Origin of the sequence: Sphingobium algorifonticola, from assembly GCF_004005485.1 — a bacterium.
Lineage (GTDB): Bacteria > Pseudomonadota > Alphaproteobacteria > Sphingomonadales > Sphingomonadaceae > Sphingobium > Sphingobium algorifonticola.
This window is the reverse complement of sequence record NZ_RZUL01000002.1, coordinates 557191-581972: the sequence shown is the minus strand read 5'-3', so window position 1 is coordinate 581972 and position 24782 is coordinate 557191. Positions and strand designations below refer to the sequence as shown.

The following is a 24782-nucleotide window of genomic DNA, read 5'->3' as shown; positions in this document are numbered from 1 at the left end:
CATGGCACAATCGCCCTTGCCCCCGCCTGACCGGCTTGACAGTGCCCGCACCCTCCCGGCACTGCTGCCCTATCTTTCCATCACGAAAACGGCATCATGGCAGACAGCGACGTAGTGATCTCTCCCGTCAACGGCAAGGCGGACCGCAAGGCCTTCGTCGATCTGCCCTGGACGATCTATGCCAACGACCCGGCCTGGGTGCCGCCGCTCAAGTCCGAAGTCTACGGCCTCATCACGCCGGGCAAGAACCCCTGGTTCGAACATGGCGAGGCGCAATATTTCCTGGCCCGCCGCGGCGGCAAAGTGGTCGGGCGGATATCCGCGCACATCGATCATCTGGCGCTCAAGCTGCCGCCGGAACAGGGCATGGGTCCGGGCACCGGCAATTTCGGCCTGTTCGAGGCGACCGACGCGGCGACGGCCCATGCGCTGATAGCTACTGCCGAAGACTGGCTGCGCGCCAAGGGGATGACGCGCGTGCTGGGGCCGATCTCGCTTTCCATCTGGGAGGAACCGGGCCTGCTCGTCCACGGCCACGATCATCCCCCTACGGTGATGATGGGGCACAACAGCCCCGCCTATCAGGCATGGATCGAAAACGCGGGCTTCACGCCCGCCAAGCTGCTCCATTGCTATGAAATCAATATCGAAAAGGGCTTTTCCCCGCTCATCCAGCGGATCGTGGAGTCGGGCGAGAAGAATCCGCGCATCGTCATCCGCAAGGTGAGCAAGAAACATTTCGACCGCGACGCCGCGATCATCCTGCATATCCTGAACGACGCCTGGGGGAAGAACTGGGGCTTCGTGCCGATCACCGACAGCGAAGTCGCCTTCACCGGCAAGAAGCTGAAACCGATCGTCTACGAAGACCTCATCCGCATCGCCGAAGTCGACGGCGAACCCGTCGCCTTCATGATGACCCTGCCGGACCTCAACGAGGCGCTCAAGCCCCTCAACGGATCGCTCCTCCCCTTCGGCTGGGCCAAGCTGCTGCTGTGGCTGCGCAAGCCGAAGGTGCGGACGATGCGGGTGCCGCTGATGGGGGTTGTGCAGAAGCTCCAGTCATCACGCATGGCGAGCCAGCTGGCCTTCATGATGATCGAGTTCATCCGCCGCGATTCGGTGAAACATTACGGCGCGACCCGCGGCGAGATGGGCTGGATCCTGGAGGACAATCAGGGGATGGTCGCCATCACCAAGGCGATCGACGCGTTTACGAACAAGAGCTACCAGATTTACGAAAAGGGGCTGTGAGGGGGCCAGCGAGGCGTGCATGTGATGTGCGGCGGTAGCCATAGCGTTCCGGCAAGTACGTTGCTGTTCCCCAGCGAAAGCGGTGGTTCAGGGCCGCATGGTATAGAATTTGGGGCGCTGGACCCCGGCCTTCGCAGGGGATAATCGTCACTTGCGGCATGCTTCTTCCGCCGTAACCTGTCATGCCGGGGCTCGACAGCGTCACTAAAAATCGAGACGTTGTCTTTATGGATTTCATGAAGATCATCGAGTCCCTCGACGAGGCGCTCTATACCGTCATGGGCTGGCTCGTCTTTTATCCCATGACACTCTGGCGCGCGCTGGTCCGCCCCCTCAAGATGATGGCCTATGCAGATCGTGAAGTTTCCGACAAGCCGGAAGATCAGTATGATGACGCAATCCGGCCGCCTTTGTTTCTGTTCCTCACGCTTCTGATTTCGCATGGCATCGAAGCGGCAGTGGCGGGGCAAAATCCGCTTCTGTCCGACCGTCACGGTCTGGCTGCATTGGTGGATTCCGATCTTGCGTTGCTTGCGTTGCGCATGATCTTGTTCAGCCTGTTCCCCTTGATGATGTCAGTCCGGCTACTTCGCCGACAGAGCGTCCGGCTCACCCATCCAAATCTGCGCCGCCCATTTTACGGTCAATGTTTCACGGCAGCACCGTTCGCTCTCCTGATCGGCATTGGTACGCTACTGACGACCGCCCCCCTCCCTGACGGCCACATCACAGGCGCGATCGTCGTGATCTTCGCAATTGGCTGGTATCTGAGCGTTCAGTCACTCTGGTTTTCCCGAAAGCTCCACATTTCGTTCGTCGCCGGATTGGGACAGGCGCTAGTATCGACATGCCTTGCAACGATAATGTTCGTCGCGATCGCGCTCATGATCGTTTGACGATGCGTTGCTGATAGAAGCATCCTATGCTGGCCCAGGCTTTCATGGTAGTGGTTCGCCATTGCCAAGTGGGAGCAAGCCCATGAGAATGTTGACCATTAGCGCCGCTGCTATCGCCATGATTGCCGGTTCTGCGCATGCACAGACGCCGGCCGACCTCCGCGATCTTGTCGGCGCACGCGCTGCAGGGGCGGAGACAGCGATCCAGGCGCGCGGTTATGTCTTCGTGAAGACGCAGACCGGCGATGATCGCAAGTATAGCTATTGGTGGAATGCGCGAAGCCGTCAGTGCGTCACTGTTGCGACGATGGACGGACGCTACGCCTCCATTACATCGTCGCCCGCGCCTGACTGCAATCAGAGGCCGCCTGTGCGCGATGACTACGAGTCACGCAATCGGCCGGACGTGGGCTTTACCCGCCCCGGCCCGGGCCGCGAATCGCCCAGTTATGCCGACGAACGTGGACCGCTGCGCGTCGGGCAGAATGCCGTCGATCTCGGTCTCGTCTGCTTTGGCGATGGCCAGCGGCCGGGCGTAGCGACGACTTATGGATGGTCGTGGAACAGCCGACGCAATCGCTACGACTATGGCAATCGGACGGAAATGACCGCGCAGCAGTTCGACGCTTCGGTCATGATCCAGCTCTGGGATGGCGGAGGCAGGATCAGCCTGCCGAAAAAGCTCGTGCCGCCCATCCATTCGCGCGGCAGCGACAGCTGGTGGGACCTGTACGATGTCGAAACGGGATCGGATGTCATTCGCGCGAAGTACCGGCTGAATGGCCTGAACAAGCCGGAGGTCATCATCAATCGGCGCAGCGGTCAGATCTCGATCCGGGGCCTGGACCCCTATGCGTTCAGGGGAAGCTGTGACCTGATCGATGGCGAGGATCATCGTCGCTTCTGAGCAGGATGTGGACATGACTGGGCACTGACAGCCCACAGGGATGTCGACGGCAAAATCAGGAACGACAGATGTCGTTCCTGCCCCTACCCCAGTTCCACCCACGCAGGCGCGTGATCGCTTGCCTTTTCCCGGCCGCGATGGTCCTTGTCCACTTGCGCGTCTTTCAGGCGGTCGGCGGCGGCGGGGCTGAGCAGCAGATGGTCGATGCGAAATCCTGCGTCGCGGGGCCAGCTGTTCGCCTGATAATCCCAATAGGTCCACACCCCGCCCTGCGGATGGCGGCTGGCCAGTGCATCCGTCCAGCCGTCGCCCAGCAACCGGCGATAGGCGGCGCGGCTTTCGGGCTGCATCAGCGCATCGGTCTCCATCGCCTTGACCGAGAAGGTGTCGCGGTCCTGCGGGATGACGTTATAGTCCCCGGCCAGCACGGCGGGCACTTCCTCCGCCCATATCTGCGCCGCGCGCAGTCGCAGGCGGTGCATCCAGCGCAGCTTGTAGTCGAACTTCGGCCCCGGTTGCGGATTGCCGTTGGGCAGGTAGATGCTGGCGACGCGGATACCGTCGACATCGGCCTCCAGATAGCGGCTGTGCTCGTCCTCCGCCTCGCCTTCCAGCCCCCGCGCTATCTCGACCGGCATCTGCCCGCGCGCAAGGATGGCGACGCCGTTGAACCCCTTTTGCCCGTGCCAGATTGCGCCATAGCCCGCCGCCGCGATATCCTTTTCCGGGAACGTCTCGTCAGACGTCTTGATTTCCTGGAGGCAGGCGACGTCGGGCTGCGTTTCCTCAAGCCATTCGATCAGGCGCGGCAGGCGGGCCTTGATGCCGTTAATGTTGAATGTGGCGATGCGCATTGGAAGCGATTCCCCCAGACCGTTCGAGCCGAGCTTGTCGAAGCTCTCAACTGACCCCGGACTTGATCCGGGGGAAGGCACTTCGCTACGCTCAGTGGGCCCCTTCGACAAGCTCAGGGCGAACGGATCAGGAAATATCCGCTTAGAAAATCACACCGAGAAACTGGAGCCGCAGCCGCAACCCGCCGTCGCATTGGGGTTTGTTACCTTGAAGGCCGCGCCGCCCAGATCCTCGACATAATCGACCGCCGCGCCCCGCACCAGGTCCAGGCTTACGGAATCGACCACGAGCGTCACGCCGTCGCGCTCGACGGCGACATCCTCCGCATCGACGGCATCCGCCAGACCGAAGCGATACTGAAAGCCGGAACAGCCGCCCCCTTCCACGGCAAGGCGCAGGATCGCCGCCTTGCCCTGGCGTTGTGCAATGGCGGCAACGCGGGACGCCGCCGAGGGGGTCAAATCGATTTCGGTCATGGCCTTTAGATAGGCGCAAGCAGAAGGCCCGGCAAGCGGTGCTGCCGGGCCTTCTGCAAAAGCGATGATTTCAGACGGGAAAGCGCCGGTCAGTCGGCGGCCTTTTCCTGTCCCGGCGTCGGGCCGCCCATGGCGACCGGCGGCTTGCTGTTCAGCGCCACGAGATAATCGGAACTGGCGACGAAGGGCAGCGGGTTGATGGCATTGCCCGCGACGCGCACTTCATAATGCAGGTGACTGCCGGTCGAGCGACCGGTCGATCCCATCAGACCGATGATCTGGCCACGGCGCACCCGGCTGTTGGGTGCGACGACCAGCTTCGACATGTGGCCATAGCGCGTTTCCATGCCGTTGCCGTGCGAGATTTCGACAAGATTGCCATAGCCGCTGGCCCAGCCTGCGCGGGCGACGATGCCGTCGGCGGTCGCATAAATCGGCGTACCGACGGGACCGGGAATATCAATGCCCTTGTGCATGCGGGCCGATCCGTTGAACGGATCATGGCGGATGCCGAAGTTGCTGGTGAGGCTGAGCTTTTCCACCGGGCGACCCGAAGGAATGTAGACCGAAGACTGGGCAACATTGTCCATCTTCTTCCAGCTCGAAAACAGAGACGTGAAGCCCGCATCATTCTGCGCGACGGGTGCCTGTGTGGCGGCCAGGTCGGCCTCGGTCACGTCGGCATAGGGGCCGTCCTCATCCGCGGCTTGTGCGGGCGCTGCGGCGCAGCACAATGCAGCAGCCATTGCAAAGCAGGCGGCTTTTGCGGCGGAGGCGGAAAAACTGTGGAACAAACGGCTAGTCTTGTCGTTGGCTTTGTAACGTTGCGACATGCGAACCCCGATATTGCCGCCGCACCGCAAAAAGCCGCGAGACGTTCAGACCCTGTGTTTTTTTGGCAGTATCACCTGCCCCCGCAGTCTTGTCTGCCGATCGCGCCACATTAAGCAACCCAACGCGCCGTTAACCGCGTTCAACCGGCCCGTCGATGCGTTGAGTCGTTGAACGGTGGATGAACAAATGGCGAAAATCGGCCATTTGCGGCCGTCGTCTGTGACGGCGCGCACAGACAGGCAATCGGCTCGTCGTCAGGACGGATCGCTTGACCGGGCGGGGAACTGCCGTGATTCGAACCCATCGATAAGGTCAGAGTGCCTGCACCGCGGCCAAAACCTCTTCAGCATGGCCCTTCACTTTCACCTTGGGCCATACGCGAATTATGGTGCCGTCCGGGCCGATCAGGAAGGTCGCCCGTTCGATGCCCATATAGCTGCGGCCATACATGGATTTTTCCACCCATGTGCCGAACGCTTCGCACACGCCGCCTTGTTCGTCCGAGGCCAGCAGCACCTTCAGACCATATTTGTCGGCAAACTTCTTCAGCTTGGCGGGCTTGTCCTTCGAAACACCGATAATCGTCACGCCGACGGCCGCAAAAGCATCGGCCAGCGCCGTAAACGCCTGCGCTTCACTGGTGCAGCCGGGCGTGTCGGCCTTGGGATAGAAATAGACGACCAGCGGCTTACCGCCGAAGTCCGCCAGCGTGAAAGGCTTGCCGCTGCTGTCTTCCAGAGCCGCCGCCGGAATCGTGTCGCCTTCGTTCAGCATCATGCACCTTCCCTGTCGGTTGCCGCGAACCGCGCGACCAGCGCGTTCCAGCCGTTGCTGATATCCTGCCGCGCCGCAGCGTAGCTTGCAAGCAGTGCCTGCCAGTCCGCCACGCCGCAGGCACGGGCGACCAGCGGACGGGTCGCTTCCGGCGGCTCGGTCGAACGCGGGGAAACGAGGCGCGAGACGACCAGAAAGCGCGTCACGAGATCATGCGCGGGCAACAGCGGCTCCGGCAGATGGCCAGCCGCGATCAACTGCGTGAGCGCCGCGCGGATCGACGGATCAAAGCCGCTGCGCGTCAGAAACTGGGTGACATGGACCAGAAACTCGAGATCGACGAGACCGCCGGGCACCAGCTTGACATCCAGCGGCCCCGCGGGCGGCTTGTGCGTTGCGATGTCGCCGCGCATGCCGATCGCGGCGCGCGCCAGCGCCTGCATGTCGCGCGGCATCGCCAGCGTGTCGGCGATGATCGCCTGCAACGCCGTGCGCGCCGGTGCCGATCCGAACACCGGCCGTGCGCGGGTCAGCGCGAGATGCTCCCACGCCCAGGCGGCCTCGCGCTGATAGCGGGCGAAGCTGTCGAAGCTGACGGCGAGCAAACCTTGCGCGCCGGACGGCCGCAGACGGGTATCCACGTCGTAGAGCGGCCCCGATCCGGTCTGCACCGTCAGCGCATTGGTGACGCGTTGGGCCAGACGGTTGAAATACAGCGTCGCGCCGAGCGGTTTGGCACCATCCGATTCCGCCGCGAAATCGCCGGTGAAAAGATAGATGAGATCGAGGTCGGACGCATGAGTCAGCGCCCCGCCGCCCAGCCGCCCGAGCGCCAGGATCACCAGTTCGCCGCCCGGCACGCGTCCATGCGCCTCTTCAAAGGCGGCGACGGTGGCGCGGGTCAGGACATCGATCGCCGCTTCGGCGACGCGGGAATAGCCTTGCGCCACGTCGAGCGGATCCGCGGTGCCCCGCACGATCTGCGCGCCCAGCGCAAAGCGCCGGTCGCCCACCCGCGCGCGGACCCGGTCTAGCAACGTCTGGTAATCCTCGCCCGGTTCCAGTCGGCCGATCTGGTCGATCAGCACCGGCACGGCGGGCGGCGGATCGAAGGCGCTGGCGTCAATCAGCCCGTCGAGCAGTTCGGCGCGCTTACCCAGCGCATCGGCCAATGTCGGCGCATGGCTCAATATCTCGGCAAGCAGCTGCACCAGCGCGGGGCGCGCGGCGAGCAGCTTGAAGAAGTTGATGGCGCTCGGCAGGCGGCCGATCATGTCGTCCAGCCGGTTGAGCGCGGTCGCCGGGTCGGGTGCCTGTGCCAGCGCACGCATCAATGCGGGCAGCAAATCCTCCAGCGCCTGCCGTGCCGCCGGGCTGCGCAGGGCACGAATCGATCCGTCGCGCCAATGCGCGATGCGCGCCAGCGGCACCTGCGCATCGCCAAAGCCCATTGCGATCAGTTGCGCCGCCAGCCCGTCCGGCTCATGCGACAGATGCTCCACAGAGTCCGCGCGCACCAGCCGGTCGTAATTGTTCCCGACCCAAGTCACTGCCGGGCCCAGCAGGGCCAGCAACGCCGCGCCGTCGGCGAGGCCATGCAGCCGCGCCACGTTGTCCAGCGCCGCAGGCTGCTGTGGCAGCGCATGCGTTTGCCGGTCATCGACCATCTGCAACCGGTGTTCGATGGTCCTCAGCAGCACATAGGCGTCATCCAGATGCGCGGCGACCTCCGGCGCGATCGTACCCGCCGCGCCCAGCGCGCGCACGGCTGCCCGTGTTGCGCCGGGGCGCAGCGACGGGTCGCGCCCGCCGTGAATCAGCTGATGCACCTGCGCGAAGAACTCGACCTCGCGAATGCCACCGCGCCCGCGTTTCAGATCATAGCCCGGGCCGAACGCCTGCCCCTGCGCATAATGATCGCGAATACGGCGGGAAATGTCGGTGATGGCGTCGATCGCCCCGAAATCAAGCGAGCGACGCCACAGAAACGGACGGATCGCGCTGAGAAACCCGTCTCCCAGCGCACGGTCCCCGGCCGCAACGCGCGCGCGGATGAACGCGGCCTGTTCCCAGCCCAGCGCCACCGATTCATAATAGCTGATCGCCGCATTGACCGGCAAGGCAACCGGGGTGACTTCCGGCGACGGCCGCAGGCGCAGATCGACCCGGAACACATAGCCATCGGCATCCCGTGCGCTCAGAAGGTCGCAGATGCGTCGTGTCAGGCGCACGGCCGCCTCGACCGGTTCCTCGCGCGCGCTGTGCGGCAGCGTGTCGGGATCGAACAGCACAATCGGGTCGATGTCCGAGCTGTAATTGAGTTCGCGACTGCCATGCTTGCCGAGCGCCACGACCGTCAGGCCGCGCACGGGCGCATCGGGATACCGCTCCGCGAAGGCTGCCGCGATGGCGGATTCCAGCGCAAAGTCGGCAAAATCAGAAAGGACTGCCGTGACCCGATCGAGCGACCAGAGACCGGCAAGGTCGGCAATCGCCGTTACCAGTGCCAGGCCCCCCCGCACCCGGCGCAGACCTTGCGCCACGCTGTCCGTGCCTTGTCCTGCGGCAAGTGCTTGGCTCAGCGCCGCATCCACGTCACCCCGTTGCAGCGTGACGACAAGGCGCGGATAAGCGATCATCTGCCGCGCAAGAAACGGCGCATGCGCCTGCCCCCGCGCCAGCGCTTCCGCCATTGCCTCCATCGGTGCCGCATCCGGCCGGTCGGTATTCTCGCGCCGGTTCTCGTCTGCCATGCAAATGCCTGTGGATCGAACGGTTCACCGTATCGCTTACAGTGAACGGAAATGACCGCGCAACCTTTGCCTGCCCCGTCCGTTATCAAAACTATGGTCGAACAGGCATCTTCAGGCGGCAACCGCACCGATCACCGGCAGACGGCCGGGCATATCTTCGTGCAGGCCCCATCGGCGCGCGACGGTGTGGCAAAGGCGCTGAACCGCAGCTTCGACGTTGGCCCGGCGACGGTGCCGGAGGATATGCTTGCACTGCTTGCGCGGCTGGATGCAAGGTAAAAGGCGTCCGAACCGCTTACTTTTCGCAATCAGCGACCTTGGCTCAATTTGTCGACTTCGCCCATGATTTCGTCAAGAACCCCGTTTGCCGTGATGACCTGATCGCGACGGCTGGTCACTTCGCCGCCGTCCATCAGTTGCTCGAGAGCTGCACGCCCACGCGCCACGCGGCTCTTGATCGTGCCGACGGCAACGCCGCAGATTTCCGCCGCCTCTTCATAGGCGAACCCACCCGCACCCACCAGGATCAATGCCTCGCGCTGCGGTTGTGGGAGTTGGAGCAGCGCGCGCTGCATATCGGCCAGTTCTATATGCTTATCCTGCCCGGCGGGGGCCGCAAGCAGGCGGTCCGCCGTCAGATCATCCCACTCGCCGCGAAAGCGCGAGCGGCGCATCTGTGAGAGATAGTGGTTGCGCAGGATGATGAATGTCCACGCGCGCATGTTCGTGCCCGCCTGGAAGCGCGCGCGCGCCGCCCACGCCTTCAGCAACGTTTCCTGTACCAGATCGTCGGCAAGATCCCGGTTGCCCGATAATGAGCGGCCAAATGCGCGCAGATGCGGAATGACGGCTCCCAACTGGGCCTTGAAATCACTGTCGGACAGAGGCTCGCGTGCCTCAGGCGCGACGATTGCGTCGGCAAGGCTGTCCCCAACGGTGATCGCAGCAGGTGCAGCCACCGTCATGACCGGTTCGCCACGAAGCGTATTGAGCGGAGGCGGCTAGAGGATGAAATAGCGGCAAGAATCAAGGGATCATATCCAGATTGAAGTCGGGACAACGCAGGGGACGACGACAGGCTTATTCCACCAGCAGCAGGAAAGCCATGCCGACGACAACCAGTGCGAGCGATATGAACAGGACGTAGCGCACGATATGCGGCGTTGTGCCGGCGCGGGCCTTGTCCGTGGCGATATGTTCTTCGTCCGCCATGGCGACTCTCCCAATCGTTACGCATCAACAACCCCTGTCGTCAGACGATGTTCCCTGTTGGCGGCATAATCCTGCGATCCCACGACAGATATATGACGGAACTTACGCATTCCGCACGATCAGGCGGGTGCAGTCGCCTCGTCGAAGAACAGTGCCTGCGCGATGGCCGCCTTCACCGTAGCCCGTTGAAACGGCTTGGTGATAAGGAACGTCGGTTCAGGCCGTTCCCCCGTCAGCAGACGTTCGGGGAAGGCCGTGATGAAGATGACCGGCACGGAAAACTCGGCCAATATGTCCTTGACCGCATCAATGCCGCTCGAATCGTCTGCAAGCTGGATATCGGCCAGCACCAGCCCGGGTCGTTCGGCCATCGCCTCGCGCACCGCTTCGTCGCGCGTCACGGCGATGGCGGTGACGTCATGGCCCAGGTCACGCACGATCGTCTCGATGTCCATTGCGATGATCGGCTCGTCCTCGATGATGAGGACACGGGTTCGGGTCTGCGCTTCGATCTCGCCCAGCGCCTCGGCAACCAGCCGATCGACGTCGTCGGCCGATACATCGATCAGATAGGCGGCATCGTCCGTCGTGAAACCTTCCATCGCGGTCAGTAGCAGCGCCTGACGCGACAAGGGCGTGATGCGCGAGAGACGCGCCCGCGCGATCGCCTCATGATCGGAATGATCGCCATCGTCGTCGGCATCATCGAGATGCGAGGACGACCAGATCGCATGGAAGGTCCGGTACAGCCCGAGACGAGGGTCGACGTCGCGCGGAAACTCCTCCGGCGCCGCGACGATCGCTTCCAGTGTCGCGCGAACATAGGCGTCGCCATGCGCCTGGCTACCCGTCAGCGCACGGGCATAACGCCGCACGAACGGAAGATGCGGATGCAATTGCTGGCCAAGCGACATAGATGAACAATCTCCCTGAGGCCGGTCGCTGCGCGGTGCGAGACAAGCCGGTTGTCGCTTAAGGATGGATGTCGCATTGCCTGTTGGCAACCCCCCGCCCCTGAACGCTTTTCCCGCCCTGCTCTACCACGCCTCGCCAAGCGGCGAGGAACCGAGGTAAAAAATATCGTGCTGCGGGAACCAACCAGACGGCAATTTGTTTCACAGCCGTTCGGTTTTTTGTTTCGAGACATCCGGTAGCCCGTTATCGAGAGGCTTGAAGGTCACATCCGGCGTGCTGAAGCATTTTCTGCTGCGGTCGCCTGAAGAAACCTTTCGGGCGGGCAGAAGAATGAAGATTGGTGTAAAGGGGCGAGTTTTGGGTTCTTCCGACATGCTACCGGATGCTGGCGCGTCCTCCGATGCAGCCGTCGGCGCGGGTCATTCGGCCATGCCCGACGGGGTTGCTACGCAGCCGTCGGTGCCCTCTGGGAAGTCACGGAAAACTGCGAGCCGCCGCGGTGGCGACGGGCATGTCGGCAATGTTCTTCGCTCGGTCTATCAAAGCGCCGTGCAGGAGGATATTCCTGCGGAAATGCTCGACCTGCTTAACAAGCTGGACTGAACGGCACCGATGTGGACGATCGTGACAAGGCCTTGTCCCCGGCCCGGACCATAACAGTACCACAACCCCTGCGCTCGACCGGCGTCAAGATGTTCTTCATTCTGACGCTCGCACTTCTTCCCCTTGGCCTGGTCGCGCTGTTCGCATCGCTACAGGCAATACGCACCGCGGATACCGAACGGCAATCATTGCTGGAAATTGCTGCGATGCAGAGCGCGCGCAAGCTCTCCGCAGAAATACAGTCGGACCAGACGGCGCTGCGAATTGCAACCAACGCCTTCGCGCGCGGCCTCGCCGATCCGCAGCAGTGCGCCAGGCTTGACAGCTTCATCCGTTCCCGCACGTCGCAGGATACGCATTTTGCGATCTACGACCGCGCCGGACGGGTGAAGTGCAGCACCGGTGACGGTGCGACGAACCGGTTTGCGCCATCGGGACGGTTCGAAAGCAAAACCCTTGAACTGCTCCCCGACAGCAGCATGCTGCTCGCGCGAACGCCAAGCGATGATCGGCAGATGGTCGCCCTGGCATTTTACGGGCGCGATTATCTCGACAGGGTGACCGATCCGGCGACCGCAATGGCCAGCCATCGCGTGGTGTTGCGGCAGGGCAATCGGTCCCTGACGCTGGAACATGGAAAGCCTTTTGCCGCAGGCGGACGAATAGACCAGGTCACAGCGCCGATCGAAGGCAGCGACGTGACGCTCAATCTGATCGTGCGTACCCCGCCGCAGACGCTGGCGCGCAGCCTCTCGCTGTTCCTGCCGCTGGTAATGTGGTTTGCGGCAGCGGCCATTGGCTGGTTTGTCGTCAATCGCCTCCTTATCAGACCCTTGGTGCTGTTGCGCCGTACCGTTGCCGCCTATCAGCCGGGCGTGCCGTTGCAACCGCTCCAGCCGGTACGCACGCCGGCGCAGGAAATCGTCGATCTGGGCGAGACATTCCGGGAAATCAGCGAAGATGTCGCAACCCATGAGGCGGAAATGGCTGAAGGGCTGGCCCGCCAGCGCAAGCTGACGCGGGAGGTGCATCATCGCGTCAAGAACAACCTCCAGATCATCGCCAGTCTGATCAACTTGCACAGTCGGTCCGCCGAGACGGTGGAAGCTGCGGAAGCCTATGGCTCCATCCAGCGCCGGGTCGACGCGCTGTCGGTCGTCCACCGGAACCATTATGCCGAGCTAGAGGAAAATCGCGGCGTCGGCATCCGGGCGCTGGTGGGCGAGCTTTCCGCAAGCCTGCGCGCCTCCGCCCCGGACAACGGCGCGCGGCTGGCGATTCAGGTCGAAAGCGCCGACCTGTACGTGACGCAGGATGTCGCCGTGCCGATCGCGTTTCTGGTCACCGAGCTGGTGGAACTGGCGATGCTGTGCGATCCGGCGACGATGATCCAGATCAGCATTCTTCCGGTGTCGGATGCGGATGGCGCACGCGCGCAAGTGATGGTGACGTCGGCCGCGCTGCGCACGACGCCGGTCTTGCAGGAAAGGCTGGTGGGCCGTTTCGATCGGGTCCTGACCGGCCTTTCGCGCCAGCTGCGCGCGCCGCTGGTGCGCGATGAAGCCGAAGGGCGTTTCGCCATTGCCGTGCCGGTGCTTGACGGATCGGCGCTCAAGGGCGGCTAAGCCCTGCGATAATCCGCCCTGAACGCGCGGACGAACGCCGCAAAGCGCCCTTCGCCAATCGCATCGCGCATCGTCTGCATCAGCGCCTGATAGAAATGGATATTGTGCTGCGTCATCAGCATAGCGCCCAGCATTTCCCCTGCTTTCACCAGATGGTGCAGATAGGCGCGGCTCCATGTCGTACAGACGGGGCAGGGGCAGCGCGGATCGAGCGGTGCCCGGTCCTCCGCGAAGCGTGCGTTGCGAATATTGAGCGGCCCGGCCCAGGTGAACGCCTGCCCGTTGCGGCCCGATCGTGTCGGCAGCACGCAATCGAACATGTCGATCCCGCGCTCCACCGCGCCCACGATATCATCGGGCTTGCCCACACCCATCAGATAGCGCGGCCGGTCGGCAGGTAACTGGTTCGGCGCAAAATCGAGCGTCGCGAACATCGCTTCCTGCCCCTCGCCCACCGCCAGACCACCGACGGCATAGCCATCGAACCCGATTTCGGTCAGCATCTGTGCTGATCGCAGCCGCAAGTCCTCGTCCAGCGCACCTTGCTGAATGCCGAACAGCGCCGAGCGTTCCGCATGATCGGCGCCTGCATCGAAACCGTCGCGCGATCGCCGCGCCCAGCGCATCGAGCGTTCCATGGACAGCGCCGCTTCATCACGGGTCGCGCCGTTCTTCGTGCACTCGTCGAACGCCATCACGATGTCGCTGCCCAGCAGCCGCTGGATCTCCATCGACCGTTCCGCGCTGAGCATATGCTTTGACCCGTCGATATGGCTGGAAAAGGCGACGCCTTCCTCGCTCATCTTCGTCAGCGCGGAAAGGCTCATCACCTGATAGCCGCCGCTGTCGGTCAGGATCGGGCGATCCCAGCCCATGAAATCATGCAGCCCGCCCAGCCGCGCCATCCGCTCCGCACCGGGTCGCAGCATGAGGTGATAGGTATTGCCCAGAATGATGTCCGCGCCTGCGGTCCGCACTTCGGCGGGGCGCATCGCCTTCACCGTCGCGGCGGTGCCGACCGGCATGAAGGCGGGCGTGCGGATGTCGCCGCGCCGCATGGCAAGCGTGCCGGTGCGCGCCTTGCCGTCGGTCGCGGCGATCGAGAAGGAAAAGCGTGGTCTGGTCATGTCTGCGCCCTTAGGCGCTTTGGAGGCCTTTTGTCAGCCCCGTGCGGCAACGGGTGCCGCAGGCCCGGCACCCGCGCGGCGCCTGGCCCGTCTGGCGCGCATCGTGCCAATGTCGATGCCGCCCGCCAGCAGCGCCGCGATCGCCGGGCGCGCCTGTGGCTGGCACAGCAGAAAGCCCTGCGCGTCCGTGAACCCCGCTGCGGACGCATAATCCTGCTGCTCGTCGGTTTCGATGCCCTCGGCCACGGTGTCCATGCCCAGTTCGGCCGCCAGAAAGGCAATGGCGCGCACTACGGCCTGGCTTTCGGGGCTTCTGCGGACATTGTGCATGAAGCTCTGGTCGACCTTGATCGTGTCGAACGCATAGGCGCTCAGATAGCTGAGCGAGGAATAGCCGGTGCCGAAATCGTCGAGTGTCAGGCGCAGGCCGATCTTGCGCAGTTCCAGCAGCATCGCGCTGGTATGCGCCTGATCGTCCAGAAAGACATTTTCGGTGACTTCCAGTTCGAGCCGCCGGGCAGGCAAGCCGGCGCGCATCAGATGGCTGACGACCATCTGCGGCAATTCGGCGCTGCGCAGCAGTTGCGGGGAAATGTTCACGGCCACGCGCAGGTCACCCGGCCAGTCGGTCGCCGCCGCGCATGCCTCTCCAAGCACCCAGTCGCTGATTTCGGCAATGATGCCGATATTCTCGGCAATCGGAATGAACTCCTGCGGCGGCACGGATCCCAGCGTGGGGTGCATCCATCGCAACAACGCCTCGCAGCCGACGACCTGACCCGACGCCAGATTGAACACGGGCTGGAAATGCAGCGACAGCTCCCGGTCGGCAATCGCGCGGCGCAGGCCCGTCTCTATCTCGTGCAGCCGGTTGAACCGTTCCTTCATCGACCAGGTGAAGCTGACCGCGCGGTTTCGCCCGGTGCCTTTCGCCTGATACAGCGCCATGTCGGCATGCTGCATCAACTCGTCGACATCGCGCCCATCCTGCGGCGCTACGGCAATACCGATCGACGCGGTGACCGCCAGGCTGTGCCCGGCAATGTCGAAGCTGTGGCGGAAATAGTCGACAACGTCGGCGGCGATCGCCTGCGCTGCCGCGCGGTCCGCGCCGGGGCAAATGAGAATGAACTCGTCGCCGCCAAAGCGCGCGACATGGCCGCGACCGTCCAACGCCTCCGCCAGCTTTTCGGCCACCACGCACAGCAAGTGGTCGCCAACCATATGCCCGAGCGAATCGTTGATTTCCTTGAACCGGTCGAGGTCCATCCAGAGGATTGCGACGGCATTATGGGTGCGGCGGTTCTTCTCGAATAGGTCTCGCAGGCGCATTTGCATCGCCATGCGGTTTTCAACCCCGGTCAAGCTGTCGAAGCGCGCCAGCCGCTCATATTTCATGGCAAGCTGCGACTTTTCCTGCTTGCCCCGCAACGCATCGGCCACGATCTGATGTGTCTTGAAACTGATTTCGGCCATGCCGACCAGCATCAGGATCATCACTGCCCCCAGCAACTGATAGGGCAGGCCTCCATGCACCAGCAAGGCTACCGCAGGCGGCAAAACCATCAACAGGCTCTGGCCGATCGCGACCTGAACCCGCCCCGCATTGCGCCCCGCAGCCGCCGCACCATAGGTCGCGGCGAGCGTCGCCGCCAGCATATGCAGGCTGGCGTCATTGCTGCGCAGGATCGTGGCGCTGGCCAGGGCACCGATCAGCAGGCCATGGCCCCATGATGCGGCTTCGAACCCCATCACCCACGCGCGGCGGCGGCTTGCTTCGGGACGGTCGGTGACATGGTCGGCGGCGAAGGCGCAGCCAAAGCGGATGACGGCGGCAAGGCCCTGGGCAACCGTTATGCGCAGAATGACAGGATCGCCCGTGCGCGCAACGATCAGCAGACCGATGGCCAGTGCGATGATGCCACCGATGACAAGCGCCAGCGGCGAGGCATACAGCGATTCGGCAAGGCTCCGCCTGGCGGCGGCATCATCGCCGTTTTCGCGCCATACGCGCGCTATCCATCGCTCGATCAGGTCTTTCAAGAACCGGGCACTCCGCTCGCGATCCTGATGCCCCGATCGGAGTTATGAACCCGTTAACGACACCACCGTTTCGACTGAAAAATATACGACTTTCCAAGGCAGTGCGTCCGTTTCGCCACAGGCGCGACAGATCGTCGATCGGCCCGCGCCACCACAGGACATATCGGTGCGATCAGGGCGTCCAGACGAGCGGTAGAGCGATGCAGGCACCCACATTGCCGCCCTTCATCCGCACCGGCTCTGCGGGGTCGAGCGCAATGTCGGGCATCCTTGAAAGCCATTCGCGCAGCAGCACGATGACTTCCATCCGCGCCAGACCCGCACCGACGCACCGATGCGCGCCCGCGCCCATGGTGGTATGACGGATGGGGGTCAGGTCGCGGTCGAACGCCACATCCTCGGGCGCGTCGAAACAGGCAGGGTCGAGATTGTGCAGCACGCTCGGCAGATAGACGAGATCGCCGGTGCGGATGGTCACGCCGTCAATCTCCACATCGGCCACGGCATTGCGGCTGACGGATACGGTCGGATAGCGTCGCATCAGCTCGTCTGCTGCTGCCGGGATCAGGTCCGGGCGCTCCCGCAGCAGGCGCTGGTCCTGCGGATGGCGGGCCAGATGCAGGGCGACCATGCCGAACATCGCGGCAACCGTGTCCAGCCCACCGAACAGGAGGTTGCGGCACATCCGCCGCGCCTCATCCACCGTCCATGCGCGGCCCCCCACCGGCTCGGCGAGAATGCGGCTGAACAGATCGTCGCCCGGCTCTGCCATTCGCCGCTCGATGAACGGCCAGAGATAATCGTCCGCCGCCTGCTTCAGCCCCTCGACGGTCATCGAGCCATCGGGCCGGGTCAGTTGCACACCCAGCTCGCGCAGCCGCGGGCGGTCCTCCAGCGGCACGTCGATCAGCGACAGAAAGACGTTGAGCGGCAGGATTTCCGCGAAATCCGCGACAAAATCGCACCGTCCGCGCGGCCGCAACTGATCGATCAGCGCCCGCGCGCTTTCCGCGACCTTCGGCTCCAGCGCGACGACGAAGCGGGACGCCAGCCCCTTCATTACGGCCATGCGGAACGCCTTGTGCTCCGCGCCGTCCTGCTGGAGCGGAATGAACTGCATGACTTCACCAAGGCCGGGCGTGACCGCCAGGCATTCGTTGGACAGCCGCGTGGCATCGGCCCAGAGCGTGCGCACGACATCGCCGCGCGCACCGATCCAGTGGCCGCCATTGGCCGTACTCCACACCAGTCCCGGCCCATCCAGCAACGTCTTCCACGCGGCGAAATAGTCGCGCTCCACCCCCGGCGGATTGAAGATGTCGAAATCGACGACCCGGTTTGCCGGAACATGGGCGGGTATCATGCATGCCTCCCCTTTCGGTTATGCGGGAAGGGTAGGCGCGCGCCAGCCCGCCACAACTGCGCTTTATGGCAGGAGCAGACTGGAATCCCCGTAGGAATAGAAACGGTAGCCCTGTGCGATCGCATGAGCATAGGCTGCCTGCATCCGTTCCCGGCCCATCAGCGCACTGACCAGCATGAACAGGGTAGAGCGCGGCAGGTGGAAATTGGTCATAAGCCCGTCGATCGCGCGGAAGCGGTAGCCCGGCGTGATGAAAATCCGCGTTTCATCGGCGAAGGGGCGGATGATGCCATCCTCCCCGGTCGCGCTTTCCAGCAGGCGCAGGCTGGTCGTGCCGACGGCGATGATCCGCCCCCCGGCAGCGCGCACGGCGTTCAGCCGGTCGGCGGCCTGCGGCTCGATCCGGCCCCATTCGGCATGCATATGGTGGTCCTGCGTATCCTGCGCCTTCACCGGCAGGAAGGTGCCCGCGCCGACATGCAGCGTCAGCGTCTGCGTCAGCACGCCGCGCACCGCGAGCGCATCGACGAGCGCAGGGGTGAAATGCAGCGCCGCGGTGGGCGCGGCGACAGCCCCATCCTCCCGCGCGAACATCGTCTGATAATCCTGCGCGTCGCGCGCGTCGGTGGGGCGTTTCGCGGCGATATAGGGGGGCAGCGGCATCTGCCCCGCGCGTTCGAGCAGCAGTTCGACCGGCTCGTCCCCTTCGAAATCGAGCGCGATCGCGCCATCGGCATCCTTCGGTCCGGCAATCGCCGTCACCCCGCCGCCAAAATCGATCCGGTCGCCCGCGCGCACGCGCTTGCCGTTGCGTACGAACGCCTGCCAGCTTCGCAGGCCGAGCCGCTTATGCAGCGTCGCGCCGATGCGCGCCTGCCCCCGTGTTCCCTCAAGCTGCGCAGGAATAACGCGGGTATCGTTGAACACCAAGCAGTCCCCCGGCCGCAGGATCTGCGGCAGGTCGGACACGATCCGGTCGGATAGACCCGTCGGGCCTTCAGCTACCAGCATGCGCGCCGCATCGCGCGGCACGGCGGGGCGCAAGGCGATGCGCTCCGGCGGCAAATCGAAATCGAACAGATCGACGCGCACTGGCCCTGATCCCCCTGCGATACCCCCCCCGCGATCTCGGCGAACGGGAACAGCCCCTATTGCGGCAGCGGCGCGTTCAGATCGGCGATGCCGGGCACCTTTGCGGGCGCGGTCGTGGGTGCGGACAGGTTGGCGGGCGGCGCCTTTCCGTCACTTTCGATCGAAGCCTGGACGATCACGCTGGGGTTTGCGGGCGGCTCGCCCTGCGCGATGCTGTCCACATATTGCATGCCTTCGATCACCCGGCCGAAGACGGTATATTTCTTGTCGAGCTGCATGCGTGGCAGAAAGAGGATGAAGAACTGGCTGTTGGCGCTGTCCTCACTGGCGGCGCGCGCCATCGAAACGGTGCCGCGCAAATGCGGCATCAGGTTGAACTCCGCCTTCAGATCGGGCTCGGTCGATCCCCCGGTGCCGTCGCCCTTGGGATCGCCGCCTTGCGCCATGAAGCCGGGGATGACGCGATGGAACCGCAGGCCGTTGTAAAAACCCTGGCGCGTCAGCGCCTTGATGCGCTCGACATGGCCGGGGGCAATGTCGGGGCGAAGCTGGATGCGCACACGACCGCCGGTGGACAGGTCCAGATCCCAGACATTCTCGGGATCGACCGGCACCGTGGCGGGCGGCAGCTTCACGCCGCCTTCCGCCGCCAGCTTTTTCGCATTGTCGGCCGCGATGGCCGCCGATTCGGCCTTTTTCAGTGCTTCGGCCTGACCGCCGCCCTGCGCCAGCGCGACTGGCGCGTGCAGCATCGCCAGCGTGATCGCCGAACCCAGCCACGCGGCCTTCAAACCCTTACCCAATCCCATGATCGTCCTGTCTCCAGCGCAAGCCTTGTGCAGCCCCGCGGTTAGATAATGTCCCATGAACGGCCGCTGAGCATGCCCAGGCACAGCTCATGACCCTTTTCGTCCGATGCGCTCTACGCGCTCCGCCACGTCCTCGCAAACCTGGGGACTGACAAACTTGTGGATCGGCCCGCCGAACAGGGCGATTTCCTTGACGAGGCGGCTGGCAATCGGCTGGAGTGACACGTCCGCCATCAGGAACACCGTTTCGATCGCGGCGTTGATCTGCTGGTTCATGCCCGCCATCTGATATTCATATTCGAAGTCGGCGACAGCGCGCAGGCCCCGGATGATGACACTTGCCCCCTCGCGCTCGGCAAAGGTCATCAGCAGTGCATCGAAGGCGACGACATGGATTTCCGTGTCGATGCCCGCGCATTCGCGCTTCACCATCGCCATCCGTTCGTCGAGCGTGAACATCGGCGACTTGCTGGGGTTGGTGGTGACGCCGATGACGAGCCGGTCGACCAGCTTCGCGCCGCGCCGGATGATGTCCATATGGCCCAGCGTCACCGGATCGAACGTCCCCGGATAGACGCCGATCCGCACCGCATGATCGTCGCTCATCGGTCTCTCTCCACGACATAATCCGCGATGGCGCGCAGCAGATCGGCTTCCGCACCATGATTGTGCAGATGCGCCTTGGCCTGCGCGACCAGAATATGCGCCTGCTCCCGCGCCCGGTCGACACCCAGCAACGAGACGAAGGTTTCCTTGCCCGCGGCCGCATCCTTGCCCAGTGCCTTGCCTGCAAGCTGCGCATCGCCCTCGACGTCCAGCAGATCGTCGGCAATCTGGAATGCCAGCCCGATGTCGCGCGCATAGCCATGCAACGAGGTGCGGCCTTCGGGCGGCACCCGCCCCAGTATCGCGCCGGCCTCCACGCAGAAGCCGATAAGCGCGCCGGTCTTGAGCTGTTGCAGGCGGGTGACAGTGGGCAGGTCGAACCCCGATTTTTCCGCCTCCAGGTCCATCATCTGCCCGCCCGCCATGCCTGCCGGGCCGCTCGACACCGCAAGCGCGCGGATCAGTTCGCAGCGCACGAAGGGATCGGCATGGGTGCGCGGATCGACCAGCACTTCGAAAGCGATGTCGTGCAGACAATCGCCCGCCAGGATCGCGGTCGCCTCGTCATAGGCCTTGTGGACCGTCGGCTTGCCCCGGCGCAGATCGTCGTCATCCATCGCGGGCAGATCGTCGTGGATGAGCGAATAGACATGGATGCACTCGACCGCCAGACCGACGCGGAGTGCGGATTCGGCGGAAACGTTGAACAGGTCGCCGGTCGCCTTGACCAGCAGCGGCCGCATCCGTTTGCCGCCACCGATCGCGGCATGGCGCATTGCCTCGTACAGCCGCGCGCGCGCGTCGGACGGCACCGGCAGCAGCCGGTCGAACGCCTCGTCGATGGCAAGCGCCGTCTCCTGCACGGCGTCGCGCAACAGGCTGCTCCCCGTCTCTCCCGTCATCACCGTCATCGCCCTGCCAGTCCCCCGTTTCGCGTTCAACCGGCGTCGAAGGGCTGCGCCCCGACCACATCGCCGGTCGGCGTCAGCGTGAGTTTCTGGATCTTCGCCTCCGCATCGGCCAGCCGCCGGGTGCACTGCGCCCGCAACGCCTCGCCGCGACTGTACAGCGTGATCGACGCCTCCAGCGGCGCATCGCCGCTTTCAAGCTTGCGCACGATGGTCTCAAGTTCGCGCAGGGCCTCTTCGAAGGACAGATCCTCGACCGGCGGCGCGGCGTTACCCGCAAGGTTGTGCGTCTCACTTTCCATGGCCGCTAGCATTGGCGGGGGCAGGCGGCATGGTCAACCCCGCGCAGCGCGGATGGCGTCACATCGCCGATCGCAGCGCGTAGATCATCCCGCTAAATGTAACGAAACTGACGTTCCGCTCCGCAATAACAAAGCGCACAAACATTCCATTTTTCCGTTGACGCACTATGCTGCATCCGCACATACGAGGTTCCGTCATGAAACATCCTGTCCCCCTCATCGCCATCGCCGCCCTGCTGAGCCTTTCGGCTTGCGGCAAGTCCGAACCCGAAGTCGTGGGCGGCCCTGCCGATCCCATGGCCGATCAGATCGCCAATGCCGCGCCGATCGAACTGCCGCCGCCGGTGAAAGCCAGCAAGCAGTATCGCTGCAAGGACAACAGCCTGATTTTCGTCGATTTCCTTGCCGACGACAAGACGGCCAACCTGCGCACGGAAAAGAACGGTGCACCCACGAAGCTGACCGCTGCCGAAGCGGGCGGCGCGTTGAAGGCGGATGGCGGGTTCGAAGTATCGGGCAGCGGCGATCAGGTTTCGATCACGGTGCCGGGCAAGGGCGCGCAGAGCTGCAAGGCCTGACTTCGCAACACTCTCTCTTTCTCCCATGGTGGGCCGGACGCGCAAGTGTCCGGCCCTTTTTCTTGGACCATCCCCGTTTCGCACCTGCATCAAACAGGTGACGCGCGCCGCCGGAGCGTTTATACCGCAGCGCAATGTCGATTGCCGTCTCCATCCTGCTGTCCGCCCTGGCGATGAGCGCCATCGTCGCGCTGCGCTACGTTCTGGCGAGCGGCGGCTTTGCGCTCGCAACGCGGCTGCGCCATCGCAATCTCTACACCGGCCTCGATCCGCAGATCCGGCGGGAAATCGGCTGGTCGCTGCTGTCTGCCCTGATTTATGGGATTCCGGCGGGCGTCGTCGCATGGGGATGGCAGCAGCACGGCTGGACGCGCATCTACACCGATATCGGTGATTATCCGCTCTGGTATGTGCCCGTGTCGATATTGGCCTATCTGTTTGCGCACGACAGCTGGTTCTACTGGACGCATCGCTGGATGCATCGCCCGGCGCTGTTCCGGGCCGCCCACGCCGTGCATCATGCCAGTCGCCCGCCGACCGCCTGGGCAGCGATGAGTTTCCACCCGTGGGAAGCACTGACCGGCGCAATCGTGATACCGGCGCTTGTTTTCCTCATTCCCGTTCATGTTGCCGCACTGGGTCTTGTGCTAACGATCATGACTGTCATGGGTGTCAGCAATCATATGGGGTGGGAGATGTTTCCGCGCTGGCTGGTCCGGGGACCGGCCGGGGCATGGCTGATCACCGCCACGCATCATCAGCGGCACCATGATCAGTATAATTGCAACTATGGGCTGTATTTCCGGTTCTGGGACCGGCTTTGCGGCACCGACAAGGGTTTGGGACAGTTCAAAAGACTATGACACTATCGCGCACATCCGGAAAGCTGGCCGCCCTTGCTGTCCTGTGGACCGCCACGGGTGCCGCTGCGCCCGCCGATCTGTCGCAATCACTGGAGGTGGATGTTGGCGCGCTCCGCTCTGCCAAGGGGTCGCTGATCGTCTGCCTGACTCGCCTGCCCGATCATTTCCCGGATTGCACGGGCGATCCGGACCGGCGGCATTATACGGTATCGGCGGCGCAGGCGCGCGCCAACGGCATCGTCATCAGCGACCTGCCGCCGGGCGGCTATGCGCTTGCCCTCATCCATGACGAAAACGGCAATCGAAAGCTGGATACCTTTGCGGGTATCCCGCGTGAGGGCGTCGCCTTCAGCCGCAACCCGCCGATCCGGTTCGGTGCGCCCAGCTTTCATTCCGCTCGCTTCGTCATTGCCGGCGCACCGGTCGAGCAGGATGTGAAAATGCGCTATTTCCTGTAACCTTCTGGATACAGTCGCCGCTTTTTCGTCGCCCATCGACGCTGCTGCGGAACCTGTCACCACAGCAGGACATTACAGCCGCGATAGTGTACTTCAGGGATGTTTCCATTCATGTCCGTTTCGCGTGTTTCGACGGCACTTGCCGTCGCCCTGCTTGCTGTTGCCCTGTCCTCGCCCGCGCTGGCGCAGGATGCATCCGATCCTACAGCGGACCGGCTGTCGCTGGGGGCGGGCATCGCCACCGTGCCAAGCTATGAAGGGTCCGACACAAACGTCATCATTCCCGAAGTCGTCATCCGCGGACAGGTGTCGGGCATCGCCTTCTTCTCGCGCGGGCCGCAATTGTTCGTGGACGTGCTCCCTGAAAAGGCCAGCGACGGCGGCTGGGATATTGGCGTTGGCCCGGTCGCAGGCTTCCGTCTCGACCGGGTGTCGCGGATCAGGGACACACAGGTGCGCGCGCTCGGCAAGCTTGATCCCGCCATCGAGCTGGGCGGCTGGGTCGGCCTTTCGAAAACCGGCGTCATCACCAGCGCCTATGATGTGCTGAGTGCCCGCGTCTCGATCGTGAAGGATGTCAACGGCGCGCATGGCAGCACTATCGTGACCCCGGCAATCGAATATGGCACACCGCTTTCGCGGTACAATTTCATCGGCATCGGCATGTCGGCCGACTATGTGGGTAAGGGTTTCGGCCGCTATTATTCCAATATCGACGCGGCGGGCAGCGCGTCGAGCGGCCTGCCGGTCTATACCGGCGCATCGGGCAGCGGGTGGAAAAGCGCGCGGGCGACGGCGGCTTTCAGCCAGGCGCTGACCGGTGATCTTACCAAGGGGCTGAGCCTGCTCGTGGTGGGCGGCTATGCCCGCATGTTCGGCAAATATGCCGATTCGCCGGTGGTCTCGGTCGCCGGTGACAAGGACCAGTGGATCGGCGCGGTCGGCCTCACCTACAGCTTCTGAAGGCAGCACAGGATGGCACGGCACCCTGTCCGCGCCTATCCCGCACAATCGACATAACATAGGTTATGCCGACGCTTCTTATTCGCTTAAATCACGGTATTTTAGTGAGTTTTCTGCCACGGCAGGCAGCGGAACATTCGCCCGGCAGCAACGGTTGGTCAGGCTCATGCAGCGTGAAGGACCAGAACCATGTCGAATGTCGGATTTCTCTCGTCGCTCAGTCTCGTGACGCTCCTGATCGTGCTGGGGGTGGCCGCCATAACGCTGGTCGTGTTCCTGCGAAAGCGATCCAACCGCCATCCGCTCGAGGGAAAGCAGGAGCGTAACGTGGCCGCCGATATCGAGGCGGGCAAAAGCGCGCCGGATCATTCCCCGCCCAAATAGCGTGTCGCCGATGCGGCATGGCAGGCGCATTGCCGCTGGACGTGCGCGGCAATGGCCCTTATCGTCCACGCCATTCCCCGGGGAGCCGCAAAGGCTGAGAGGTGCGGTGCAAATCCGCGCGACCCGCTGAACCTGATCCAGTTGACACTGGCGTAGGGAGGGCATGGCGTTTCCAGACCGCC

At 63.8% G+C, this 24782-nt stretch carries 27 protein-coding genes and 1 riboswitch; of the genes, 11 read left to right on the top strand and 16 right to left on the bottom strand.

Annotation, left to right across the window (positions count from 1 at the left end):
• The first annotated feature begins 96 nt into the window (after positions 1 to 96).
• The 3 genes from ENE74_RS07870 to ENE74_RS07860 all read left to right on the top strand — a co-directional run bounded on the left by ENE74_RS07870 (position 97) and on the right by ENE74_RS07860 (position 3057).
• Positions 97 to 1254 (top strand): GNAT family protein, encoded by a 1158-nt coding sequence (locus ENE74_RS07870; protein WP_127690313.1) that lies wholly within the window; start codon positions 97 to 99, stop codon positions 1252 to 1254.
• A 182-nt stretch (positions 1255 to 1436) separates the two neighbouring features.
• The gene (locus ENE74_RS07865) at positions 1437 to 2150 is read left to right on the top strand and encodes a hypothetical protein (protein WP_127690312.1); all 714 of its coding nucleotides are present in this window, start codon (positions 1437 to 1439) and stop codon (positions 2148 to 2150) included.
• 88 nt (positions 2151 to 2238) lie between these two features.
• Complete coding sequence (locus ENE74_RS07860; protein WP_241241885.1) at positions 2239 to 3057, top strand: hypothetical protein; 819 nt, start codon at positions 2239 to 2241, stop codon at positions 3055 to 3057.
• An 83-nt stretch (positions 3058 to 3140) separates the two neighbouring features.
• Here ENE74_RS07860 and xth read toward each other — a convergent pair whose 3' ends face one another.
• The 5 genes from xth to ENE74_RS07835 form a co-directional block, all read right to left on the bottom strand.
• Positions 3141 to 3911 carry an exodeoxyribonuclease III gene (gene xth, locus ENE74_RS07855; RefSeq protein ID WP_127690310.1) on the bottom strand — a complete coding sequence of 257 codons (771 nt, stop codon included), beginning with the start codon at positions 3909 to 3911 and terminating at the stop codon, positions 3141 to 3143.
• Between the two features lie 150 nt (positions 3912 to 4061).
• Positions 4062 to 4388: an iron-sulfur cluster insertion protein ErpA gene (erpA, locus tag ENE74_RS07850; RefSeq protein ID WP_127690309.1), complete on the bottom strand. Its 327-nt coding sequence runs from the start codon at positions 4386 to 4388 to the stop codon at positions 4062 to 4064.
• Positions 4389 to 4477: 89 nt separating this feature from the next.
• Positions 4478 to 5221: a M23 family metallopeptidase gene (locus ENE74_RS07845; protein WP_127690308.1), complete on the bottom strand. Its 744-nt coding sequence runs from the start codon at positions 5219 to 5221 to the stop codon at positions 4478 to 4480.
• 313 nt (positions 5222 to 5534) lie between these two features.
• Positions 5535 to 5996, bottom strand: a complete 462-nt coding sequence (gene bcp / locus ENE74_RS07840) for a thioredoxin-dependent thiol peroxidase (protein WP_127690618.1) — start codon at positions 5994 to 5996, stop codon at positions 5535 to 5537.
• Positions 5996 to 8698 carry a bifunctional [glutamine synthetase] adenylyltransferase/[glutamine synthetase]-adenylyl-L-tyrosine phosphorylase gene (locus ENE74_RS07835; protein ID WP_127690617.1) on the bottom strand — a complete coding sequence of 901 codons (2703 nt, stop codon included), beginning with the start codon at positions 8696 to 8698 and terminating at the stop codon, positions 5996 to 5998. The genes bcp and ENE74_RS07835 overlap by 1 nt, the downstream gene beginning before the upstream one ends.
• A gap of 144 nt (positions 8699 to 8842) precedes the next feature.
• Here ENE74_RS07835 and ENE74_RS07830 point away from each other — a divergent pair, with 144 nt between their 5' ends.
• Positions 8843 to 9028: a hypothetical protein gene (locus ENE74_RS07830; RefSeq protein WP_164847408.1), complete on the top strand. Its 186-nt coding sequence runs from the start codon at positions 8843 to 8845 to the stop codon at positions 9026 to 9028.
• A gap of 29 nt (positions 9029 to 9057) precedes the next feature.
• On the opposite strand, the gene ENE74_RS07825 is transcribed toward ENE74_RS07830, so the two are convergent.
• The 3 genes from ENE74_RS07825 to ENE74_RS07820 all read right to left on the bottom strand — a co-directional run bounded on the left by ENE74_RS07825 (position 9058) and on the right by ENE74_RS07820 (position 10875).
• Entirely contained in the window at positions 9058 to 9714 is a 657-nt protein-coding gene (locus tag ENE74_RS07825; protein ID WP_127690306.1) for a sigma-70 family RNA polymerase sigma factor, read from the bottom strand.
• Between the two features lie 115 nt (positions 9715 to 9829).
• Positions 9830 to 9961 (bottom strand): hypothetical protein, encoded by a 132-nt coding sequence (locus ENE74_RS18655; RefSeq protein ID WP_277601362.1) that lies wholly within the window; start codon positions 9959 to 9961, stop codon positions 9830 to 9832.
• A 119-nt stretch (positions 9962 to 10080) separates the two neighbouring features.
• Positions 10081 to 10875, bottom strand: coding sequence for a response regulator (locus tag ENE74_RS07820; protein WP_127690305.1), 795 nt, complete (start codon positions 10873 to 10875; stop codon positions 10081 to 10083).
• 256 nt (positions 10876 to 11131) lie between these two features.
• On the opposite strand from ENE74_RS07820, the gene ENE74_RS18485 reads away from it, so the two are divergent.
• A complete protein-coding gene (locus ENE74_RS18485) occupies positions 11132 to 11479 on the top strand; it encodes a NepR family anti-sigma factor (RefSeq protein ID WP_127690304.1) in 348 nt (115 codons plus the stop codon).
• Between the two features lie 89 nt (positions 11480 to 11568).
• Positions 11569 to 13104: a sensor histidine kinase gene (locus tag ENE74_RS07810; protein WP_127690616.1), complete on the top strand. Its 1536-nt coding sequence runs from the start codon at positions 11569 to 11571 to the stop codon at positions 13102 to 13104.
• Here ENE74_RS07810 and tgt read toward each other — a convergent pair.
• The 8 genes from tgt to ENE74_RS07770 all read right to left on the bottom strand — a co-directional run bounded on the left by tgt (position 13101) and on the right by ENE74_RS07770 (position 21354).
• Positions 13101 to 14231, bottom strand: a complete 1131-nt coding sequence (tgt, locus tag ENE74_RS07805) for a tRNA guanosine(34) transglycosylase Tgt (protein ID WP_127690303.1) — start codon at positions 14229 to 14231, stop codon at positions 13101 to 13103. The two genes, ENE74_RS07810 and tgt, sit on opposite strands and share 4 nt — an antisense overlap.
• 33 nt (positions 14232 to 14264) lie before the next feature.
• Positions 14265 to 16274 (bottom strand): putative bifunctional diguanylate cyclase/phosphodiesterase, encoded by a 2010-nt coding sequence (locus ENE74_RS07800; RefSeq protein ID WP_241241883.1) that lies wholly within the window; start codon positions 16272 to 16274, stop codon positions 14265 to 14267.
• 172 nt (positions 16275 to 16446) lie between these two features.
• Positions 16447 to 17637 (bottom strand): cytochrome P450, encoded by a 1191-nt coding sequence (locus ENE74_RS07795; RefSeq protein WP_127690302.1) that lies wholly within the window; start codon positions 17635 to 17637, stop codon positions 16447 to 16449.
• 63 nt (positions 17638 to 17700) lie between these two features.
• Positions 17701 to 18729: a tRNA preQ1(34) S-adenosylmethionine ribosyltransferase-isomerase QueA gene (gene queA / locus ENE74_RS07790; protein WP_127690301.1), complete on the bottom strand. Its 1029-nt coding sequence runs from the start codon at positions 18727 to 18729 to the stop codon at positions 17701 to 17703.
• Between the two features lie 56 nt (positions 18730 to 18785).
• The gene (locus ENE74_RS07785) at positions 18786 to 19538 is read right to left on the bottom strand and encodes a peptidylprolyl isomerase (protein WP_127690614.1); all 753 of its coding nucleotides are present in this window, start codon (positions 19536 to 19538) and stop codon (positions 18786 to 18788) included.
• Between the two features lie 87 nt (positions 19539 to 19625).
• Complete coding sequence (gene coaD / locus ENE74_RS07780; RefSeq protein WP_127690300.1) at positions 19626 to 20144, bottom strand: pantetheine-phosphate adenylyltransferase; 519 nt, start codon at positions 20142 to 20144, stop codon at positions 19626 to 19628.
• Complete coding sequence (locus ENE74_RS07775; RefSeq protein ID WP_127690613.1) at positions 20141 to 21046, bottom strand: polyprenyl synthetase family protein; 906 nt, start codon at positions 21044 to 21046, stop codon at positions 20141 to 20143. The genes coaD and ENE74_RS07775 overlap by 4 nt, the downstream gene beginning before the upstream one ends.
• A 35-nt stretch (positions 21047 to 21081) precedes the next feature.
• Positions 21082 to 21354 carry an exodeoxyribonuclease VII small subunit gene (locus ENE74_RS07770; RefSeq protein ID WP_127690299.1) on the bottom strand — a complete coding sequence of 91 codons (273 nt, stop codon included), beginning with the start codon at positions 21352 to 21354 and terminating at the stop codon, positions 21082 to 21084.
• Positions 21355 to 21551: 197 nt separating this feature from the next.
• Here ENE74_RS07770 and ENE74_RS07765 point away from each other — a divergent pair, with 197 nt between their 5' ends.
• From ENE74_RS07765 to ENE74_RS07745, 5 genes are all read left to right on the top strand, one after another.
• Complete coding sequence (locus ENE74_RS07765) at positions 21552 to 21932, top strand: hypothetical protein (RefSeq protein ID WP_127690298.1); 381 nt, start codon at positions 21552 to 21554, stop codon at positions 21930 to 21932.
• Between the two features lie 173 nt (positions 21933 to 22105).
• Positions 22106 to 22795, top strand: a complete 690-nt coding sequence (locus ENE74_RS07760) for a sterol desaturase family protein (protein ID WP_420902569.1) — start codon at positions 22106 to 22108, stop codon at positions 22793 to 22795.
• Positions 22792 to 23253: a DUF2141 domain-containing protein gene (locus tag ENE74_RS07755; protein ID WP_127690297.1), complete on the top strand. Its 462-nt coding sequence runs from the start codon at positions 22792 to 22794 to the stop codon at positions 23251 to 23253. Before ENE74_RS07760 ends, ENE74_RS07755 begins: the two co-directional genes overlap by 4 nt.
• Positions 23254 to 23364: 111 nt before the next feature.
• Positions 23365 to 24216 carry a MipA/OmpV family protein gene (locus ENE74_RS07750; protein WP_127690296.1) on the top strand — a complete coding sequence of 284 codons (852 nt, stop codon included), beginning with the start codon at positions 23365 to 23367 and terminating at the stop codon, positions 24214 to 24216.
• Between the two features lie 189 nt (positions 24217 to 24405).
• Entirely contained in the window at positions 24406 to 24600 is a 195-nt protein-coding gene (locus tag ENE74_RS07745; RefSeq protein ID WP_127690295.1) for a hypothetical protein, read from the top strand.
• Positions 24601 to 24668: 68 nt separating this feature from the next.
• Positions 24669 to 24776: riboswitch (TPP riboswitch) on the top strand.
• Positions 24777 to 24782: the final 6 nt, after the last annotated feature.

Excerpts from the sequence above, each read along its gene's own strand:
- ENE74_RS07865 (WP_127690312.1), top strand. The coding sequence starts at position 1,437 with ATGCCGGGGCTCGACAGCGTCACTAAAAATCGAGACGTTGTCTTTATG.
- ENE74_RS07775 (WP_127690613.1), bottom strand. The coding sequence starts at position 21,046 with ATGACGGGAGAGACGGGGAGCAGCCTGTTGCGCGACGCCGTGCAGGAG.
- ENE74_RS07820 (WP_127690305.1), bottom strand. The coding sequence starts at position 10,875 with ATGTCGCTTGGCCAGCAATTGCATCCGCATCTTCCGTTCGTGCGGCGT.
- coaD (WP_127690300.1), bottom strand. The coding sequence starts at position 20,144 with ATGAGCGACGATCATGCGGTGCGGATCGGCGTCTATCCGGGGACGTTC.
- ENE74_RS18655 (WP_277601362.1), bottom strand. The coding sequence starts at position 9,961 with ATGGCGGACGAAGAACATATCGCCACGGACAAGGCCCGCGCCGGCACA.
- ENE74_RS07845 (WP_127690308.1), bottom strand. The coding sequence starts at position 5,221 with ATGTCGCAACGTTACAAAGCCAACGACAAGACTAGCCGTTTGTTCCAC.
- bcp (WP_127690618.1), bottom strand. The coding sequence starts at position 5,996 with ATGCTGAACGAAGGCGACACGATTCCGGCGGCGGCTCTGGAAGACAGC.
- tgt (WP_127690303.1), bottom strand. The coding sequence starts at position 14,231 with ATGACCAGACCACGCTTTTCCTTCTCGATCGCCGCGACCGACGGCAAG.
- ENE74_RS07830 (WP_164847408.1), top strand. The coding sequence starts at position 8,843 with ATGGTCGAACAGGCATCTTCAGGCGGCAACCGCACCGATCACCGGCAG.
- erpA (WP_127690309.1), bottom strand. The coding sequence starts at position 4,388 with ATGACCGAAATCGATTTGACCCCCTCGGCGGCGTCCCGCGTTGCCGCC.
- ENE74_RS07825 (WP_127690306.1), bottom strand. The coding sequence starts at position 9,714 with ATGACGGTGGCTGCACCTGCTGCGATCACCGTTGGGGACAGCCTTGCC.
- xth (WP_127690310.1), bottom strand. The coding sequence starts at position 3,911 with ATGCGCATCGCCACATTCAACATTAACGGCATCAAGGCCCGCCTGCCG.
- ENE74_RS07765 (WP_127690298.1), top strand. The coding sequence starts at position 21,552 with ATGAAACATCCTGTCCCCCTCATCGCCATCGCCGCCCTGCTGAGCCTT.
- ENE74_RS07750 (WP_127690296.1), top strand. The coding sequence starts at position 23,365 with ATGTCCGTTTCGCGTGTTTCGACGGCACTTGCCGTCGCCCTGCTTGCT.
- ENE74_RS07770 (WP_127690299.1), bottom strand. The coding sequence starts at position 21,354 with ATGGAAAGTGAGACGCACAACCTTGCGGGTAACGCCGCGCCGCCGGTC.
- ENE74_RS07870 (WP_127690313.1), top strand. The coding sequence starts at position 97 with ATGGCAGACAGCGACGTAGTGATCTCTCCCGTCAACGGCAAGGCGGAC.
- ENE74_RS07785 (WP_127690614.1), bottom strand. The coding sequence starts at position 19,538 with ATGGGATTGGGTAAGGGTTTGAAGGCCGCGTGGCTGGGTTCGGCGATC.
- ENE74_RS07835 (WP_127690617.1), bottom strand. The coding sequence starts at position 8,698 with ATGGAGGCAATGGCGGAAGCGCTGGCGCGGGGGCAGGCGCATGCGCCG.
- ENE74_RS07745 (WP_127690295.1), top strand. The coding sequence starts at position 24,406 with ATGTCGAATGTCGGATTTCTCTCGTCGCTCAGTCTCGTGACGCTCCTG.
- ENE74_RS07760 (WP_420902569.1), top strand. The coding sequence starts at position 22,106 with ATGAGCGCCATCGTCGCGCTGCGCTACGTTCTGGCGAGCGGCGGCTTT.
- ENE74_RS07810 (WP_127690616.1), top strand. The coding sequence starts at position 11,569 with ATGTTCTTCATTCTGACGCTCGCACTTCTTCCCCTTGGCCTGGTCGCG.
- ENE74_RS07755 (WP_127690297.1), top strand. The coding sequence starts at position 22,792 with ATGACACTATCGCGCACATCCGGAAAGCTGGCCGCCCTTGCTGTCCTG.
- ENE74_RS07795 (WP_127690302.1), bottom strand. The coding sequence starts at position 17,637 with ATGATACCCGCCCATGTTCCGGCAAACCGGGTCGTCGATTTCGACATC.
- ENE74_RS07860 (WP_241241885.1), top strand. The coding sequence starts at position 2,239 with ATGTTGACCATTAGCGCCGCTGCTATCGCCATGATTGCCGGTTCTGCG.